Source organism: Dyadobacter ginsengisoli DSM 21015, assembly GCF_059568735.1.
On record NZ_JCANTY010000001.1, the window covers coordinates 202,413 to 221,812 of the forward strand.

The window sequence follows — 19,400 nt, forward strand, 5'->3', positions numbered from 1 at the left end:
CGCGCGCTAGGGTTTCTGTACGACAAACTCGATGTCCATGAGCCTTCTTTCCGCCGAGGTTCCTTCAGGCAGCGGAAGCGGATTGATTTGAACGCTATCGGGTCGCACCAACCCGCTCTTTGCCAGTTTTTCCTGTGAGGAGAATAGCAACTCGCGATTAAACAATTGCCCCTTCTTCACGTCCAGTAGCGGCCTCACATCGTCCGACATTGACTTCTCTCCGCTCTTCACGGTCAAAATGACGTCGTTGATCCAGACGCGCTCGTCTTCCTTTACATTCAGCGTCAATTCAATTTTGTCTCCAACAAGTTTTTCTGCGATATCGGTGTAAAAGAAGAGGTAGCCCTCATTCATGTAAAGACTGGTTACCGACCCGGTCCGGCCTACGAGCATGTCTCTAAACTGGCTGGGTTCGTACCGATCACCTACTTTGATGGCTAATAACTTGTTTAGCTCACTTTCTGAATGTGCATGGATTCCTGTCCAGGTAATTTTCGAGATGACTGGCCCGGTGGTCGGGGTAACGATGACGCTTTGAGGGGTGGCCGGCGTAGTCCGCCCCTGATCGACACAGGCAGATAAAAACATCGCAGTTGCAGCAGCCGGGACAAGTAAAAGTAGTTTCAGGCTTTCCATAGCATTGGTTTTGGGTTTGTTTAACATGGCTATCCGGCGAAAAAATTGAGAATTGGAAAAGGTATGAGTAATGCGGTTTGCAGTTCTGCCTGCTGCCAGTGTGACCAGAAGTTGTTGATAATCTGTGACCTGATCGCCGGATACGGCCCATCGGTCGGCCAGGAACTCGTGGACGTCCCGCAGGTATCTGAACAACTTTCCGACAAAAGGGTTGAACCAAAAAATAGCGGAGACCAATTCGAAAAAGATATTGTCGGCACTATGCATTTGCAATACATGCGCTTCTTCGTGGCGGCGCACGGTTGCCAGCTGGCTTGCGGGTAACGACAGTGTGTGAACGTTAAGAAAAATGTTTCGGCCGAAAGAGAAGGTAGGCAGCCGGCTTTGTGCCCATGTGATCGCTGTTTCATCACGACTTAACAAGTCGGCCTCGAGATGGATAGCACGAAGCTGTGCAAATGCTTTCAATGAACGGATTACCATCAAAGCAACCCCCAACCAGTAAATCAAAACGATCAGTGGCCATGACCAGTCAGAAAATTGCAGAGTACTTGTCGGCCCTGTTCCAATAGCCCTTTTTGCGGCTCTTAGATTCACCAAATTGGGCATATCAAATGAAGGGTACGGACTCAGATTTTCCGAACTAAACAGCCCGCGCAGGAAGTCTGGTGCTATCAACGGAAACAAAAGGCAGGCAAAGGTTCCGCCAATCAGGATCCAGCGATTCAAGACGAAGAACGTCCAGCTACGAAAAAAGCAGGAGAAAACAATCCACAAGACCACTAACGAAAGCGAAGCCCCGAGCAGCCACGAAAAAAAAGTTACATCATTGAACATCATCGCCTGTTTTGTTTATTTCCTTCATAGCTCTTTCAATTTCTTCTGCGGAAAGGTCCTGCTCTTCCAGCATGAAAGAAAGAACATTCCCTGAGGCCCCGTCAAAATAATTTGCAACGAAATTTCGGAATGTGAAGCTGCGATAGGCCAGTTTAGAGATCAATGGGAAATATTCGTGGGTTTTGCCATAGGCTTTGTGACCTACAAAACCTTTTTTTTCAAGAATACGGATCAATGAGGATATGGTATTGTACGGTGGTGAAGGCTCACCCATTTGATCGATGACATCCTTCACAAACCCGCGCTTCAAGTCCCACATGATCTGCATCACCCGCTCTTCTGTTTTTGTCAGTGTATCCATACAACAAACATATAACGTATTTTTAAGTTTAACAACTATTTTTTACGTTATATAACGTATTTGTGCGTTATGTGCTTTAAATCAGCGGTTTGTGGCGTTTTTCGCGGTGTGAAAGCGTCCGTGTTATCTGTCGCGTCCTTGCTAATAGTAGACTTTGTCCACTATTTTTTACTTTTGTGCGGCACGTATCTGTTCAAATTCATGCAAATAGAAGATATCGTACTGGAGATCAGATCATTTAACAGGTTTTACGTCAATTTGATCGGCTTGCTTAAAGCAGATGGATATCACAGCAATTACACATTGGCAGAAACCCGTGTGTTACTTGAAATAAATGAAGCAACCTGTATGCAGGCATCTCAGATCATTAATAAAATCCAGATCGATAAGAGTTATTTGAGCCGGATTCTAAGAAGACTGGAGAAGGACGGTTTGGTAAGCCGCAAGCGATCAGATCACGATTCGCGCGTTGTAATGCTGTCTCTGACGCAAAATGGAAAACTAGAGATCGAAAAAATCAATCACGCTGCGTCAGATCTGGTGAAGAATCAGATTGAGAGACTGGATCTAAATGGCTGTCAGCAGCTGGTTGGGCACATGAAGGCCATTACGGACTTATTGAGCTTTGCACGATGAACTGCACCGACGAGCTGAAAATCGTATCGGCTACTTCGGGGCGGCATTTTGATGAGGGCAGAAAATTGCTCGTAGCGTATCGCAATGCTGTCAGTTTTGATGCTGGATTCGAAAACTTCCGCACAGAATTAGCGTCATTCGAGACACGCTGTGCTGCATAGTATACGTGGAAAAGAAATTAATATAGACCCAATTCCCAGCCCGGCTAAATCAATTGTAGAAAATGAATACAACAAACAATGGCTTCATAAGCCTGGCGGATCATATATACATTATTGGTAATGGAGTAATCGCCAAGGCTTTGGCTGTGGCATTGTCGGTCAATGGCAGGAAGGTGACTATTCTCCGCGGCTCTGTTGACCAGCATGCTGTTTCCTATGAACACATCCGGGTAGAGACAAGCGACCAGACATTGGAGGCCGATATTGAAATTGCCTCGATAAGCTCCTATGAAAAACTGGACGGAATAATTTTACTCACGAACAAGTCATTTGGCAATGAAGTGTTGTCCGGGAAGTTGCAGCACAAAGTGGAAGGCTGCCCCATTGTTTTTCTTCAGAATGGCTTACATATCGAGAATTGCTTTATCGAAAAAGGTTTTAGTCAATTGTATCGGTGTGTACTATTCGCGACCAGCGAGTCAATCGGCGAGAATAAGGTTAGGTTTAAATTGGTATCCGCTTCGCCGATCGGCGCAGTTAATGGTTCCGAGGCAGCTTTAAGCCGGGTTGTTCAGCAGCTTGATACCAGCATTTTTTCCTTTCGGGCTGAGCCGGACATACAACCGATAATTTGGAAAAAGGTCATTAGTAATTGTGTGTTCAATTCCATCTGCCCCTTACTGGAAACCGACAATGGAATATTTCAGCGTAATAATGCTGTTTTGGACATTGCCAAAGTCGTGATCAGCGAATGCCTCTCTGTCGCGAGGGAGCATGGCATACAATTGACTGAGGATGAAGTTCTGCAAAACGTTCTCATGATCAGTAAGTTCTCTGACGGCCAAAAGATATCCACCTATCAGGATATATTAAACAAGCGGCAGACCGAAATAGCGTCGTTGAATTTTGCTATCGCTGATGCTGCAAGGCGAGGAAGAATCCCGGTTCCGGTCACCTCACTTTTGGGTAATCTCACAAAGATCAAGTCGGAACTAGTGCAGAATAATTGGAGCGAATCGTCAGATAAATAAAACAATAACTGATTAGCAATGATGAATGAGCCAAATCCCTGGAATCATATCCCTTTGACTGACTACGAATCACATATGCAACATGATGATGTAGGGCAGGCACAGCTACTTAACTGTCTTGCCGGTAAGTATTTGAAACAGCACAACCCGAAGAATGTGTTGTTTTTAGGGGTGAGCGGAGGCAATGGATTGGAACATATAGATGCCAGTTCGGTGGAAAGGGTCTGCGCTATTGATATAAATGGCTCTTATCTGGAAGAAACAAGGGGGCGATTTGGCGATAGAATCAAACAGTTAGATCTTGTGCAAGCGGATATTGGCTCATCACCAGTGTCTTTTATTAAGGCTGACTTTGTTTGGGCAGCTTTGATCTTCGAATATGTCGATATTGAAAGTTGCTGTCGGTTTCTGGTCAACAATACCCGGGAACCTTCCAGGTTGATCGCAACGATACAGTCTAATAATGGTGTAAAGAGCGTAAGTCAAACTGGAGTCGAATCCATTAAATCTGTTGCCAGTATTTTTAGGGTCGTCGATAAGCAGGATTTGCAGAAGAGTGCCGCGAATCATGGATTCGAATGTGTTTCTTCCGAAGAAAACTTTCTACCCAATGGAAAATCTCTTCTTTCATACGAATTCATAAGGGGTAAGTAAGCGTCTACGTAAACCACCATATTGGTTTAAGTCGTCTGATAAAATGTCGGGGAGTGCTGGATAACTGCTAACGGAAAGGTTGACCCGCCAATTCGTGTAGGAGAGCCGCCGTTCCTGCCTGCATATGTGACAGAAATTGAAACAACGAGCGTAATGAATATGACCGTTGTCTTCATTTTGATAGCAAGGATGTTACAAGCAAAATAAAAGTGTGAAAATTCGGACTTTTATTTGAATAATGTCAAACTGAGCGTTGGATGGCTGCTTTACGCGCATTCAGTTTCAAGAGCGGAGTTAAATTCTCCCAGGTCCGCCATGGATGGATGCCTGACGGATATAGTAATCCCGACACCCTGGTGTGTCCGGCAGCATGACTCCAAGTTTGAAAAAGCATGGTGCTTTCAGCAAACGTCTGTTGGTGTTTTTTTTGTAAAATAGCAAGTTTTAATATGGGGATTTTCCTTTCTGCTTGTCTGTAAGAGATGTATCACAATTTACATCCTACGAAAAGCGACATTTATGAAAAGACCAATCCGAATGATGGCCCTGTTGATTGCATTGACAGGAGCCCTGAATTTCTTCGCCAGTGCGCAAACCTACAACTGGCGGCCCGTAAGAATAGGCGGGGGCGGTAACGTCACAAGTATTAAGGCGCATCCGAAAGTCCCAAACCTGTATTTTATTACTACCGACGTCGGCACGCCTTACCGCTGGAATCATGCTGCTCAGAAATGGGAAGATTTGATGTGGTACAATAAGATGCCGACCACCTACTGGAACTGGGAAGCTGCCGCCAAATGCGGGGATATTGCTTTTGATCCCAGCGATGCAACCGGAAATATCCTGTATGCGACCCATCAGACAGGCAAGGGAACGGTACCCGGAGGGGGAACGTCTCCCGGAACGGTCATGAAGTCGGTGGACCGGGGTGCTACCTGGACCGACTGCGAGCTTCGGATAACAGTATTGCCTAATAGTGATCAGACTTTCACAGACCGTCTGGTTGTCGATCCAAACAACAGTAATGTAGTATATGTAACAAGCCGCGCAAATGGTACCTATAAAAGCACAGCCGCAGGAGCAGTAGGATCATGGACGAAGGTGAACACCTCTTTGCCGGATTCAGTATCAGGCAGGTTTATCTTTTTTGACAAAAGTGGTGGTATGGTCAACGGCGTTACCAGAAATATTTTTCTGGGAGCCAAGGCTGGCGTATATCGCAGTACAGACGGAGGAAACACGTTCGCATTGATGATCGGCAGTCCGGCCGAGCCGAGGCGCGCCAGCATCAGCAACGACGGTACTTTTTTTGTGACACGCTTACCAAAGGCTGATTATCGTCCATTGGGTGCTCATTCATTACACAAATGGAATGGAAGCAGTTGGATCGATATTACACCGGTTGCTGGCAAGGAGTTTAGTGGCGTAGGAGTTAATCCTTCGAACAGCAATGAGGTGATCGTGTCAACGACGGGCACCTGGAACCATGATGCCGCTTACCGCAGCATTAGCGGTGGAAGCCAGGGCAGCTGGTCGTCAATGGTACCGGCAACCCGTGATGCCTCGGAAGCGCCGCATTCAGCTGGAAACGGGGCCGACGGAAATATCGGTCATAATATCAATGGTTTTGCCTGGGATCCCTTTAATGCCGGACATGTCTGGTTTTCAGATATGCTCGATGTCGGCCAAACGACCAATGTCTGGGCAAGCAGGGTTACCTGGAAACTACGTGATAACGGACTGGAAGAAATTGTAGTGGCCGGTCCAATGGTTTGTCCGCCATCGGGTCCCAATTATCTGGTTTCTACGACAGGCGATGTAGGTGGTTTTGACCATAAGTCGCTGGATTCCCCGCCCGCAAAAGGAATATCCGCCTGGTTTGCAACCCAAACCGGTTGCAATACATCCGGCGGGGCTGTTCAGTATACAGATCCGAATTTTATTGCGCGTGTAGGAAGCGACGGCTGGAATGGTGTAGGCATTGGAGGTTATTCTACCAATGGCGGAGATTCTTACGTGAAATTTGCTTCGATTCCGGGAGCAAGGGGCAGGATCGCCGTTTCTGCTACCAGCAGGAATATGGTCTGGGTCACGCAAGGCGGGTTGACTTATCGCTCCGATAACCTGGGTGCCAGCTGGACAGCATGTAACGGCGTTCCCAATGCGGTTTTAAAGCCAGGTGATATTTACCAGATATGGGCTGGAATGCAGCCGTTGGCAGCCGATAAAGTAAATGGCAACGTCTTTTATATTTATGCCAGCGGTAAGATTTATAAAAGCACCGATGGCGGGGTGAATTTCGCGCCAACTGCGGCAACTAATTTACCCAATGTTGGTAATGTGGCCCAAATGAACCTGGAAACCACACCCGGCAAGGAAGGCGATATCTGGATGGCATTCTCCGGTGACGGCCTGTTCCACTCCACAGATGGCGGCCAGAGCTTTACCAAAGTCAATCCTACCGTCATTACCCGGGCTAAATGGGTGGCTGTCGGGAAGGCGGATACGACGGCCGCGTCCAATCCGGTGATCTATGTTAGCTCGGAGGGCACGGCCATTAATGGTGTCTCGTACGGAGTTTTCCGGTCTGACGATAATGGTGCCACCTGGACGACGATTGTTAACCCGGTCCCCGGCATTGTGAGTACCATGGCCGCCGATTTGCACGGCCGGGTTTATCTGGGGATTGGAGGAAACGGGATCTTTGTTGGACAGCCGTCGGGCGGACCGGTCGTTTCTGTGGCGGTAACACCTGCTGCTGATTCTGTGATAGTAGGTTTTACAAAACAATTAAAAGCTACGCTTACCCCGACCTACCCCACTAACAATGCAATTAGCTGGGCCTCGTCTGACCCGAGCATTGCAACCGTTAATGCGAGCGGATTGGTTACCGGCGTCGCTCCGGGCGTTGCTACCATTACCGTAACGACGCAGGATGGTGGTAAAACTGCCCAAAGCAGTATCAAGGTTACGCCCACCGTTGGCGTGACCAGTGTAACGCTCGACCCGGCCATCACAATTGGATTAGGCACCAGCAAAAATCTCACCGCAACGGTGCTCCCTGCCGACGCAACGAACAAAAAGGTGAGCTGGGCTTCGTCAGATACAACCGTTGCCAGGATCAATGCCAGTGGGCTGGTCACCGCCCTAAAACTGGGGGCAACGACCATTACCGTCACCACAGAAGACGGGGCCAAAACGGCGACATCGCTGTTGACAGTCGGAACGGTTGTTGTCGCGAACAACTGCGGCGGCCCGACCATTGGAAATTTCGTTGCTGATTCACCGCAGTCGGGATACCAGTGGACCACATCCACAACAACAGCTATTGATTTAACCGCCATAAGTTCTCCTGCTCCGGCGGATGTATACAGATCACAGCGCCACAGCGGTCATCCGCTTATTTATTCCTATGGAAATCTGGTGCCCAATAGTTTGTATGTTGTCAGACTTCATTTTGCTGAAATTACTACAACAGTCACTGCCGGAAAAAGGAAATTTAATGTGACCGGCACCAGTGTAGCTGACACATTGCTTAAAAACTTTGATATTATCGCGCAGGCAGGTGGCAGATTTAAAGGCATTGTCAGAGAATTTTCGGTCCGGTCAAATGCCTCAGGGGTACTTAATGTAGTTTTCAGGCCCATACCGAATTTTGAGTTTCCTGTTGTTAGTGGTATTGAAGTGGGACTTACACCTGTTGCTTCTGTTGCTCTAGACCCCTCCACTGCTTCCGTGGGCGTAGGCGACACGACCAGGTTGTCGGCCACCATACTGCCAGCCAATGCCACTAATCAAAAAGTCGTTTGGAGCTCCTCGAATACATCTGTTGTAAGTGTGGACGGAACAGGGTTAGTGAGGGGAGTATCCCCCGGCACTGCCACGATCACCGTTACCACTAACGAAAGCCAGAAAACGGCCTCATCAACAGTTACAGCAGCCAACATTGCAGTAAGCGGTGTTACGGTCACATCCACGGCCTCTGTTGGCGTGAATAATTCAATAACCCTTGTTGCGGCTGTCCAGCCTGCCAATGCTACAAATAAAACCCTGACCTGGTCTACCTCTGACGCAGGCATTGTCTCAGTTAGTCAAAGTGGCGTATTAACCGGCGTTTCGCCGGGAACTGCAACGGTTACAGTCACTACACAGGACGGAGCCAAAACAGCAAGCAGTACGATCACCGTATCTAACGTCTTGATCACATCCGTGACGTTGAGCAAACCGGCTGTTACCGTTGGCGTGGGCGATACAACTACCATCAAAGCGGCGATAGCTCCCGCTAATGCGAGCAACAAAACAGTGGTTTGGAGTTCTTCCAATCCCTCGATCGCTACGGTGAATGCGACAGGAATTGTGACGGCCGTCGCCGTCGGCAGTGCTACTATTAATGCCACTGCACAGGATGCAGGCGGTGTTTCGAGTGGTTCGGCAGTTACCGTCGTCAGCGCCGGATCATGCGGGGTGCTTACCAACAATGGCTTTGAAAGTGGTTTTGTAAACTGGATCAGAAACCCGAATACGGCCGCTGCAACCATTGGCACATCAGCTCAGAGCGGATTGAAGAGTGCCGTCATTACAGCGGACGGCGGAGCCATCAACTACGGAAAAACTATTGCAGTGACCGGTGGTACAGAAATCACATTCGACGTCTGGGCCAAAGTGGAAGGAACACCTAATCCTGCTAATTCTTCCCAGTTGATATTGCCCTGGTGGGCCGGGATCGGAATCGATTTTTATGATGCGCAGGGAGCCAAAATTGCAAGCGGTACCACGCAATTCCAGGTGCATCCGTTTGATCCGCCCAAAACAGCATATACCAAGTACTCTGTGACCAAGCTAGCGCCTGCAAATGCGGCAACGATCGGTATCTGGGCCTCAAAGGCTGGTCCCAACGGAAAGTTTATACTGGATGATTTTTGTCTGACAATTGCAGCCCCACCGATGATCGCACAAACCGTTTCACTGGATAGCTTGTCGGCCAGGACATTTGGGGATGCCGATTTTGATCCGGGAGCGGTGGCGAGTTCCGGGTTGCCGGTGACTTACACAAGCTCGGATACGACGGTAGCCATCGTTTCGAATGGCAAAGTGAAGATTATCGCTCCGGGTACAACGGTGATCACCGCCTCGCAAAATGGTGATCAGACATACAGCCCGGCCCAGCCGCGGAGCCGTACGCTGGTGATCTCGTCCGGCTTGAAAGTGCTTTACAAAGACGGCGATAACGGCCAGGTCAGCAATAATACCATCAAACCTTACCTGACCATTTCCAACGAAAGCCCTGTTGCAATCCCCTACGGCGAACTGACCGCGCGTTACTGGGTAACAGCGGAGAACTATGCGGGCATCAGCAAATGGATCGACTATGCCGAAATGGGCAATGGGAAGGTTTCTATGACGTACGTGGAGCTGGATAAGCCGCGCCAGGGTGCACTCGGCTACGTCGAATATGCATTCAATGCATCGGCAGGTAACCTGAACGCAGGCGGAAATTCCGGAGCGATACAGTCGAGGTTCGCGAATACGAACTGGGAAAACCTGGCGGAAACAGACGATTATTCATTCAAATCCGGGTCCGCATACGCAGCCAACGACCATGTCACTTTGTACAGAAACGGCAAGCTGTGGTGGGGTGTTGAGCCCGATACGGCTGCTGCGGTTTTAAATTTGAAGGTTTATTCGGAAAACAAAAACACCAGTGCCGCACCCACCTCGCTGAGCACCTGGCTGAAAGTAGACAATGCCGGAAATGTGCCGGTTGATTACGCCGACCTCTCGGTACGCTACTGGTTTACCGCCGACGGTACGGCAAGCCTGAACTCCTGGATCGACTTCGCCAAACTCGGCGCCGGCAACATTTCGGGTCAGTTTACAGGTAACCAGCAGAAAGCCAAGGCCGACACGTATTTTGAACTGAAAGGTGCGCCGTCGCTCGGAAAACTGTATCCGCTGAGCAGTACGGGGAACATTCAATACCGGATCGCGAAATCGGACTGGTCGGTAATGGACGAAAGCAATGACCATTCGTATAAGACGGCGGGTGCATTTGCCGAAAACAATAAGATCACGGTTTATTACAAAGGCCAGCTGGTGTATGGTGAAGAACCGGTAAGCCAAAGTAATGGGCGGTTTGGCGTACTTGAAAGTGAAGTGGCGCCAAACAAACTGAACGTGACCTTGCTGGGAAATCCCGTAACGGGCGACCAGGCGGAGATCGTGATCAGCGGGGCGAATGCCATACCGCTCAGCGTTACTATTGCTGATGCGAATGGCCGCTCGCTGTTTAAAAAAGCAATTGATAAACCTGTGGACAACGATCGCCATGTATTGCCTTTGGGTAAAAACGGCGGGCTGTACCTGATCAGGGTCGCGTCACCGAAAGAAGTAGTGGTATTGAAGGTCGTCAAGCCTTAGAAACCTCTTTAATATTCGATTCATTTCCGTCCGGATCAGCCCAGGTTGATCCGGACTTTTTATAGCCTTCCCGGAGGCCATTATGATGCCCGTGTTTTCAAATTGAATTATTTATTGAAAAAAAAATATTATTTATAGTATGGGGATGGGAATTACCGACTTGTCTTTATGATCAGACTACAAATCTGCAATTGGGCTAACGAAACGCTATGGCAATTGATTCTACCAAAAAAATACCACTCCAGCCGCCCGGGGCAATGGGGCTTTCCGTGCAGGATAACGAACCGGTGATGGTCCATGACGAATACCTGATAAGGGAAACGTTCAGCCAGGACCCCAAAAAAGGATGCGAGCTGCTTTTCAGAAAGTATTATACCAATTTATGCAACCACGCGATCCGGTTTGTGCATTCTGGGGAAGTAGCCGAGGATATTGTTTCTGAGGTATTTGCCGCATTCTGGCAAAACCGCTCTTTTGAGCAGATCACCTCTTCCTACCGTGCCTATCTGTACAAGTCCGTCCGGAACCGCTCGTACAACCACCTGAAATGGGAACTGAACCGGACATCCCCGATCGAACTGGTTACCGCACCTTTTGTTGCCCAGGCGCTCAACCCGTACGAGGCTTTGCAATACAGCGAGTTACATCAGCAGATCGAACGCATTGTGCAGGAAATGCCGCCGCAATGCAGAAAGGCCTACCTATTGAAACGGATGGAAGGTAAAACGCTGGAAGAGATTGCGGCCGAACTTCAGATCACTCCCAAATCGGTGGAAGCGCTAATCACCCGAGCCATTGCAAGACTTCGCAATGGATTAAAAGACAGCTGGTTTGTATGCCTTCTGTACTGCTTACAATAAAAGTGTCCAACCCGGCATGGGGTTGCGTATACTGTACTTGTCTGTTCTTATAAATAGTCAAAATGAACATTGCCGTGTCCCGTTAGATCGCGGTTTTGTGGTTGCTCTGAAATCACCCAAACAGGCCCCGACCGGACTGTAAATGCTAAAAAGTATAAGATGAAAGAATCCCTATCCAAAGATGTCCTGTTCGATTTTTTTGACGGAAGGACCACATCCATTCAGCGCAAGCTCGTCGAGGACTGGCTTGCGGACCCCCAAAATGAAGAGCTCTATCACCAGTATCTGGACGAATGGGAGAGCCGCCATCCGCAGTTTTCGCCGCAGATAGAAAATGCGCTGTCCGATTACATTGCATTGATGAATGATGAAGACACGGGCAAGGAAATTCCTTTGTCCCCGCCAGAAGTGAAGCGATCCGGGATCTGGAAAAGTCCGTGGCTCTATGGCGCGGCAGCGGCATGTTTGCTGATGGTGGTTGGTTTTGTTTTCAGAAACGAGCTGATGTACAGATCATTGGTGTCTGAAAATGGGCAAACATCCTCTTATCAACTTTCTGACGGCACAAATGTAGTGCTCAATGCCAACTCTGTTTTACGGGTTCCGAGGATGGGTTTCGGTTCGGGTAACAGAGAGGTGATGCTGGACGGCGAAGCGGAGTTTAAAGTAGTTCACACCGAGCGCGACAGTCGTTTTATTGTTCGGATGAATGAGAACTATGTGATAGAAGTTCTTGGTACCGAGTTTGTTGCATTTTCAAGAAAACGGGGTACCAAGGTTTTTCTGACGAAGGGAAAAGTGAAGCTGAGCTTACCCAAAGGAAAGCAGCTTTATTTGAAACCCGGTCATCTCTTCGCCACAGGAACGAATGGCGCATTTACCCTCACATCCTCCTCCACACCGGCCGCGTTTGTGGCCTGGAAAGAAGACATGTTTTATTTCGACAATACACTTTTGTCCGAGGCGGTGGAGCAAATAAACGACCGCTTCAAGGTGAATGTGCGTATACTGGATCCCGTTCTCGGGAAGCGCCGGATCGGTGGTGTGTATAAGGTGAAACAGGCCGATGACCTGCTGGTCATATTATCCGAGCTGCTCCATCTGGAAGTGGTAAAACATGAGGAATTTATCGAATTGAGAAAATCAGTAACCAATACAAATCATGAGTAGCAGATTTCTACAAAAAACACGTATCGTGCTGACCATGTTATCTGTTCAGCAACTTTGTGTGGCGCAGGGGATTTCTTTGGCAAGTCGGCCGGTTGCGGCCCAGCCGAATGCGGCCCAACAGGCACCAGTCCAGGCACAGCATGGAGAAAGTCGTAACAGAGCCAAGAACCTGAAAGACCTGTTGGTTGACCTGGGCAGGCAGCACCAGGTGAGCATATTGTTTGAAGAAGAAACGGTTAAAAATATTGTGGTTACCGGCGCAGATTACCGGCAGGAGGGAAGCAAGCTGGAAAGACAGCTGACCGACTTACTCAAACCGTTCAATCTCCGTTTCAAAAAAGCGGGAAAAGAAGCCTATGTGATTGTGCCCAGATTTGAGAAAAAGGACCCGGAATCCGGTATCGCTACGATCGAAAGCGCAACCATCGCGCCAGCAGCCTCGCCCGGGGCTTCGGACAATCCCGACGCCTCCATTTTAAAAAATATCAAAGCCGGTCGGGAAGAAGTAACTGTAAAAGGCAAAGTCTCCGATGAGCATGGGGACGGGCTTCCCGGCGTAAGCGTCGTACTCAAAGGCTCCCAGCGTGGTGTTACAACCGACATGTCCGGGAAATATGAAATAACCAACGGAGGTGCCGACGCTATTCTGATTTTCTCGTTTGTGGGCTATTTGCCCAAGGAAGAGCTGGTCGGTAATCGCTCGGTGGTGGATGTTTCGCTTACGGTAGATACAAAAGCATTGGAAGAAGTGGTGGTTATCGGCTATGGAACGGCCAAAAAGAAAGACCTTACCGGCGCGGTTTCAGTCGTAGGCCGCAAGGAGTTTGGCGATGTGTCAGCTACATCCGCCCAGCAGCTTTTGCAGGGAAAGATCGCCGGTGTACAGATCGTCAATACGGGTGGCTTGCCGGGTTCCAATGCCAAAATCATTATCCGTGGTGTAGGCTCACTTACGAATTCGGATCCGCTATATGTGATCGATGGCATTCAGGGTGGTGATATTAATTCGGTTAGTCCCTATGATATTCAGGATATTACGGTTTTAAAGGACGCTGCCTCGGTGGCTATTTACGGGGCTTCCGCTGCAAACGGCGTGGTTTTGGTCACTACAAAAAAAGGAAAGGCCGGAACGCCCAAAGTGACCTACAACGGCTACGTGGGCATATCGCGGGCATGGAAGAAGCTGGATATGCTCGATGCAGCACAATATGTCCAGCTGGTAAAGGACATTGATGAAACACAGGGAAATAAAGTGCCCGACAAGCTGAATACACCCGATGTACTGGTGACCCGCACCGATTGGCAAAAGGAGATTTTCAGAAACGGAAAGATAACCGAGCACCATGTGAACGTGACGGGAGGAAGTGAAAAGGCGACTTATAATTTCTCCGCCGGGTATACCAACCAGGAAGGTATCATGAAGGATTACGGCTATCAGCGGATCAATCTGCGGACACAGCTTGAAGAGCAGATCGGCAAGAGAATCCGGCTCGGACAAACCATTAATTTCAAATACAACAGAACGACCGGCAACGTCGCGAGCTTCGTGGAGGCGCTCCGGATGCCGCCTTATGCGCCTACGATGGATCCCACGAACCTGGGCGGATACAGCAGGGTAACGACGATTCTCGACCAGAATGACGCATTGAATCCTTTGCCCGGCATTTACCTGACTGAAAAACTGTCCCGGGGCGTCTCGAATCTTTTTCAGCTCTGGGGTGAAATAGACATCCTCAATGGTCTGAAATTCAGGACGCAGGCGAATATTGGTCTTTCAAACAGCAACAGTTACAATTATACCGGCGAGTATCTGAACGGCAACACCAGAACGGATCGGAAGATTGATGAAAGTTATTCCTTTGCGGTATCGCCAATCATTGAAAATATCCTCACTTATACCCGAACATTTGGTCGACACGACTTCTCTGTCATGGCGGGAAATACTTACAACGAAGGCAATAGAAGCCGCAGCGTGAACCTGACCGGGGCCGGATTTACGAATGACCTGATCAAACAGATCGGTGTTTCCAAATCCAACAGCATTACAGGCGCTGGTTCTGGGATTTATGCGTCACGCTCCTATTTTGGCCGACTTACTTACGCCTTTCACGACAGGTATCTCGTCAATGCGTCTATCCGGCAGGATATTAACCCGGCGTTCGGAAAAGCTTACCGGAAAGGAAATTTCCCGTCGGTAGGGGTGGCGTGGAAGGTTGCCAATGAGGACTTTATGAAAAATGTAGCCTTTATTTCCGACCTGAAACTCCGGGGCAGCTGGGGCATTACCGGAAACGCCAACATCGGCTTGTTCCTCACCGATCCGACCGTGTACCGGGGTTATGGAAACAACAACATCGTGTATTCTTTTGGAGAAAGCAAAACATTTCAGCAGGGGGCTACGGTTACCCGCGTGCCTAATCCTTTCCTGAAATGGGAAGAAACCACACAGGTCGATTTCGGCGTCGACTTTGGCCTTTTGCGCAACAGACTTCAGGTGAGCCTGGATTACTACAAACGCGACAGCAAAGACTTGCTGCTGGATGTGAAATTGCCGGTTTCAACAGGTCTGGGTGATGTTTATAATGACGCCAGCATGGTACAGAATGCAGCTAATGCAGTCAACAAGGGTTTTGAAGCCGCGGTTTCGTATGCGGGCCAGGCCGGAGATTTCAGTTACAGCATTTCCGCCAATACCGGTTTCAATAAAAACAATGTGGTTTCACTGGGTAACGGTGCGCCGATCATCAGCGGCAATACCAATGGCGGGATCAATATTACCAAGACCGACGTAGGTGCGGCAATCGGTTCGTTCTATGGTTTTAAGGTAGATCATGTAGTTTCCAGCTCCGCTGATGTAACCAGGTTGAACGAGGAGGCAATTGCCAAAGGCTTTAAAACATACCAGGATGGTTTGAAGGCCGGAGACATCGTTTACAAAGATTTGAACGGCGACGGACAAATTACTGATTCAGACCAGGCATTTCTCGGTTCGGCCATTCCGGTCTGGACTTACGGGGGCTCTGTCAATTTATCGTACAAAGCATGGGACCTTTCGATGGGCCTGGCCGGGATCGGTGACGTGAAAGTTTACAATGCATTGCGTTACTGGACAGAAGGTACAACCCGCCCGTTCAACTCATCTACGGCCGTTCTGAACGCCTGGAAAAAGGACGGGGACATTACAGACATGCCCAGGTCCGGACAAAATACGCCTTCCAATCTGCGTGCTTCTGACCGCTTGCTCGAAAATGGTTCATTCATGCGCCTGCGTAACCTGACCCTCGGATTCTCTGTTCCGAAGTCATTGCTGAATTCTACCAGTGCAAAGGTCTTTTCAAGTTTCCGGATTTACGCCACGGCGATGAACCTGCTGACCCTCACCCATTATAAAGGATATGACCCCGAAGTAAGTGCGAGTGTAAACGATGCAAAGTCATTCATTTTCACCAAAGGAGTGGATACAGGTCAGTATCCGCAGCCAAGGACTTTCCTGGTAGGGGTTCAGGTCGGGTTTTAAATTCTTTCCATTCATTCTCATTCAGTCATCATGAAAAAGCAGATACTTTCACTGGGAACGCTGGCCTGCCTGGCCATGGCCGGGTGTGACAACTCGCTGGATAATGTCAAAAACCAGACGAGCTATAACGATGATACCTATTTTACCACGCCGGCCACCATTTCGGAAGCGGTAACCGCCGCTTATGGCCTGATGCTTTACAAAGGGTTGTATTCGAGGGACTTCTACTTTCTGATGGACCTCACCGGCAATGAAGCCGAGGCGGATGCGCCGCTTTTGGGCGATGTTTTGCAATTGCACGATTATAGTTATGCTCCAAACCACGCACAGATCAATGATCTCTGGTCTACTGCCTACAAAATGACATTCCGGGCTAACCTGGTGATCGACAAAGCGGCAAAAGTAGTACCCGCTTCGGATGCCGATAAAGCGAAGCTCGCCCAGTATACCTCCGAAGCATACTTTTTAAAAGCATATGCGGAGTTCTTACTGGTAACGCTCTGGGGCAGAGTACCCATTCGAAAGGATTACAGCGGGAACAGCGAGTTTTATCTGCCAAGGGCCAGCACGGAAGAGGTTTGGAAACAAGTAGAATCGGACCTGGCCCATGCGATCTCCGGGTTGCCCGTTGCGTATGCCAACAGTGCGACCGATCTGGGCAGGGTTACAAAAGGGTCGGCGATCGCGCTACTAGGCAAGACTTATTTGTACCAGAAAAAATACGCCGAAGCCGCCGCGCAGTTTGAGTTGCTTACCAAAGCGCCTTACACATACGACCTGGTCGGTAACCTGGACGAGCTCTTCACCAAATCGCCGGTTAAAAATGCTGAAACGGTTTTCGACATTCCCCATAAAGCATGGGGTGGATGGGCCGAGGGAAGTCCCTATTACATGTTCGGGTCGCAGGAAGGATCAACAAGCGGGAAAAACACACTGACAGGCCGGGCTATGGAATACGGCTGGAACGACTGGCGAAATGTATTTATCTCGGACGCTGCCGTCCATGCATTTACTTACAAGGACGAGGCTGGAAAAACCTACGTGGATCCCCGGGCCAAAAACACATTTTACGGCGATAAGGCAAGCGGGGGAGATGTTACCTTTTGTGACAACTGCGCAGGCGGAGCCAAACCTTATCCATATGCGGAAAATGGCAATGGGTACCGTTGGAGAAAATATGAACCTTATGAATACAAGGAAAAAGGCGAGTTACCCCAGTCGGATATCAACTCGCAGGTGATCCGGTATGCCGATGTTTTGCTGATGCTTGCGGAAGCGCAGATCAATACCGGTAAAATCGGCGAGGCATTGCCGTTGATCAACAAGGTACGCGCGCGCTCCGGCGCCTTCGCCTACACAACGCTCGGCAGCAAGGATGAAGCGATGAAAAAGATCATGTTGGAACGCCAGCTTGAATTGTCCGGTGAGCAGGTGCGTTGGTTTGACCTGATCCGCTGGGGCATTGCGAAGCAGACGCTTAATGCAGAGAAAAAAGCGAAATATCCGACTTCGAGTCAATCTTTCTTTCAGGATAAACATGTTTTATTTCCTATTCCCCTGACTGAAAAGAACACCAATCCGCTGGTTGCAAAAGACATCAGCAATGATTGGAACTAGATTGTGAGATTTAAAACCACGGCCGGAACATGCTTTTTCAAAGTGTTCCGGCCGTGGTTTTAAACAGCTGATCCGGCAGGTTTTCAGATCATAATACTTTTACATAAGATGGTGCTGGCGGTCGTGTCTGAATCGGTCCAATTCCTGCCGCTGCCCGCGTTGGAGATGCCGTTAAGGCGCGCAATTGTAAATTTAACCAGTTGAAGTTTAGCCGGGGGGGTGTTTTGCTTTTTCATCAGATACATTCATTTTGGGTTGATAGATACCATGAAGTTAGCTGGCAGAGGCGCATTGTTTCATCTTTTTATACCAATCCGCGGCAAGTTTCGACCAAAGCGCTTTTAGCATCGTGCGCCGGTTATTCTACCGGTATTTTTATAGTCACACTGAATTCGCCTGCCGTTTCGGTTTTCTTAAATTCATACCGGCCAGGGTAATAAATTCCGATTCTTCTTTCCAGATTTACCAACCCGATTCCCCCGCTGGGATGGTCTTTGGACCTGTTCGGCAATGCTTGTGCAGGTTTGCTGTTGGCAATCGTAAATTCTAACATTCCCGATGAAATGCAAAGCCGGATGTAGACATACGAGTCTTGACGTGTGGCGTGTACGCCGTGCTTAAATGCGTTTTCAACCAGTGTTATCAGCAAAAGGGTCGGGACGCGGTGATGCGCTTCTATTTCTCCATGTTGCTCCACACTGATCTTGCATCGGCGGTTACTTCGTATCGAATCCAGCTCGAGATAAAGATTCATGTAGGCGAACTCCTTTTCGAGCTTAATAAATTCGTCGTTCATCTCGTAAAGCGAAAACCGGAGGATTTCAGAGACTTTCTGGAGATATTCGGCGGCATCTTCCGAAACAGGCAGCGTTTTGGCGTATGCAGCGTTCAACACGTTAAAGACGAAATGCGGATTAATCTGCGATTTCAGGGCTTTCAATTCCATATTAAGCGCATCATCCTGAAGTTTTTGCCGCATGATGTGCTCATTGGCCGCGTACTTGGCCGTTTTGAGCGCCGCAGGCAAAATAAAGAACTGTGCCTCGGAGAGGTCGTTGGTGAATACCAGCCAGGAACTCACATCCCGATAATCGAACGGTTGAAGGTATAGTTTGGCAAACAATCTGAACCGGTCCGGCATGTTTTCCAACCCCAAAGCATAATCCACCCAGAGAAACAGCAACGTTGAAAAAAGGTGATTTATCAGAATAGCCGCGACGAACAAAACCAGGAAAAGAACGAATCCGCGAATGTATTTGCGGAGCAGATAATATAGCCCCACGCAGAGGTAATACTCGGGGATGATTTTCAGGAAATAGAGAAAACCCGCGATGGTAACACTCGCATCCGAAGCCTTTCGGGCCAGTGTGGGTAGCGCATAGGCGTAGTGCAGCAATACAAAAAGAACCCAGAAACACACGTGGTATAAAACCCTCAACCCATGGGTGCGGGGAAACAGAAGCCTTTCAATGAGTGGGCCTTTCTTTGTGATGCCGTTCATCC

At 48.9% G+C, this 19,400-nt stretch carries 12 protein-coding genes; 8 read left to right on the forward strand and 4 right to left on the reverse strand.

What is annotated here, in order from left to right; all coding sequences use genetic code 11:
* Nucleotides 1-6 precede the first annotated feature (6 nt).
* Together BP71_RS00650 and BP71_RS00655 are read right to left on the reverse strand one after the other, a co-directional pair.
* Complete coding sequence (locus tag BP71_RS00650) at nt 7-1,476, reverse strand: M56 family metallopeptidase (RefSeq protein ID WP_496375520.1); 1,470 nt, start codon at nt 1,474-1,476, stop codon at nt 7-9.
* On the reverse strand, nt 1,463-1,834 hold the full coding sequence (locus BP71_RS00655) for a BlaI/MecI/CopY family transcriptional regulator (RefSeq protein ID WP_496375522.1): 372 nt from the start codon (nt 1,832-1,834) through the stop codon (nt 1,463-1,465). The genes BP71_RS00650 and BP71_RS00655 overlap by 14 nt, the downstream gene beginning before the upstream one ends.
* Nucleotides 1,835-2,035: 201 nt before the next feature.
* On the opposite strand from BP71_RS00655, the gene BP71_RS00660 reads away from it, so the two are divergent.
* The 8 genes from BP71_RS00660 (at nt 2,036) to BP71_RS00695 (ending at nt 17,897) form a co-directional block, all read left to right on the forward strand.
* The gene (locus tag BP71_RS00660; RefSeq protein WP_496375524.1) at nt 2,036-2,470 is read left to right on the forward strand and encodes a MarR family winged helix-turn-helix transcriptional regulator; all 435 of its coding nucleotides are present in this window, start codon (nt 2,036-2,038) and stop codon (nt 2,468-2,470) included.
* Nucleotides 2,471-2,693: 223 nt separating this feature from the next.
* Entirely contained in the window at nt 2,694-3,662 is a 969-nt protein-coding gene (locus BP71_RS00665) for a ketopantoate reductase family protein (RefSeq protein ID WP_496375526.1), read from the forward strand.
* Between the two features lie 18 nt (nt 3,663-3,680).
* Nucleotides 3,681-4,316, forward strand: a complete 636-nt coding sequence (locus tag BP71_RS00670; RefSeq protein ID WP_496375528.1) for a class I SAM-dependent methyltransferase — start codon at nt 3,681-3,683, stop codon at nt 4,314-4,316.
* Between the two features lie 519 nt (nt 4,317-4,835).
* Nucleotides 4,836-10,733: an Ig-like domain-containing protein gene (locus BP71_RS00675; RefSeq protein ID WP_496375530.1), complete on the forward strand. Its 5,898-nt coding sequence runs from the start codon at nt 4,836-4,838 to the stop codon at nt 10,731-10,733.
* Between the two features lie 209 nt (nt 10,734-10,942).
* Nucleotides 10,943-11,593 (forward strand): RNA polymerase sigma-70 factor, encoded by a 651-nt coding sequence (locus BP71_RS00680; protein ID WP_496375532.1) that lies wholly within the window; start codon nt 10,943-10,945, stop codon nt 11,591-11,593.
* A 159-nt stretch (nt 11,594-11,752) separates the two neighbouring features.
* A complete protein-coding gene (locus BP71_RS00685) occupies nt 11,753-12,763 on the forward strand; it encodes a FecR family protein (protein ID WP_496375534.1) in 1,011 nt (336 codons plus the stop codon).
* On the forward strand, nt 12,756-16,280 hold the full coding sequence (locus BP71_RS00690; protein WP_496375536.1) for a SusC/RagA family TonB-linked outer membrane protein: 3,525 nt from the start codon (nt 12,756-12,758) through the stop codon (nt 16,278-16,280). Before BP71_RS00685 ends, BP71_RS00690 begins: the two co-directional genes overlap by 8 nt.
* Before the next feature lie 30 nt (nt 16,281-16,310).
* On the forward strand, nt 16,311-17,897 hold the full coding sequence (locus BP71_RS00695) for a RagB/SusD family nutrient uptake outer membrane protein (protein WP_496375539.1): 1,587 nt from the start codon (nt 16,311-16,313) through the stop codon (nt 17,895-17,897).
* A gap of 83 nt (nt 17,898-17,980) precedes the next feature.
* Here the strand turns inward: BP71_RS00695 and BP71_RS00700 are convergent, their stop codons facing one another.
* Both BP71_RS00700 and BP71_RS00705 read right to left on the reverse strand, forming a co-directional pair.
* Nucleotides 17,981-18,142, reverse strand: a complete 162-nt coding sequence (locus BP71_RS00700) for a class I lanthipeptide (protein ID WP_496375541.1) — start codon at nt 18,140-18,142, stop codon at nt 17,981-17,983.
* Between the two features lie 113 nt (nt 18,143-18,255).
* A complete protein-coding gene (locus BP71_RS00705) occupies nt 18,256-19,398 on the reverse strand; it encodes a sensor histidine kinase (protein ID WP_496375543.1) in 1,143 nt (380 codons plus the stop codon).
* Between the last annotated feature and the right edge of the window lie 2 nt (nt 19,399-19,400).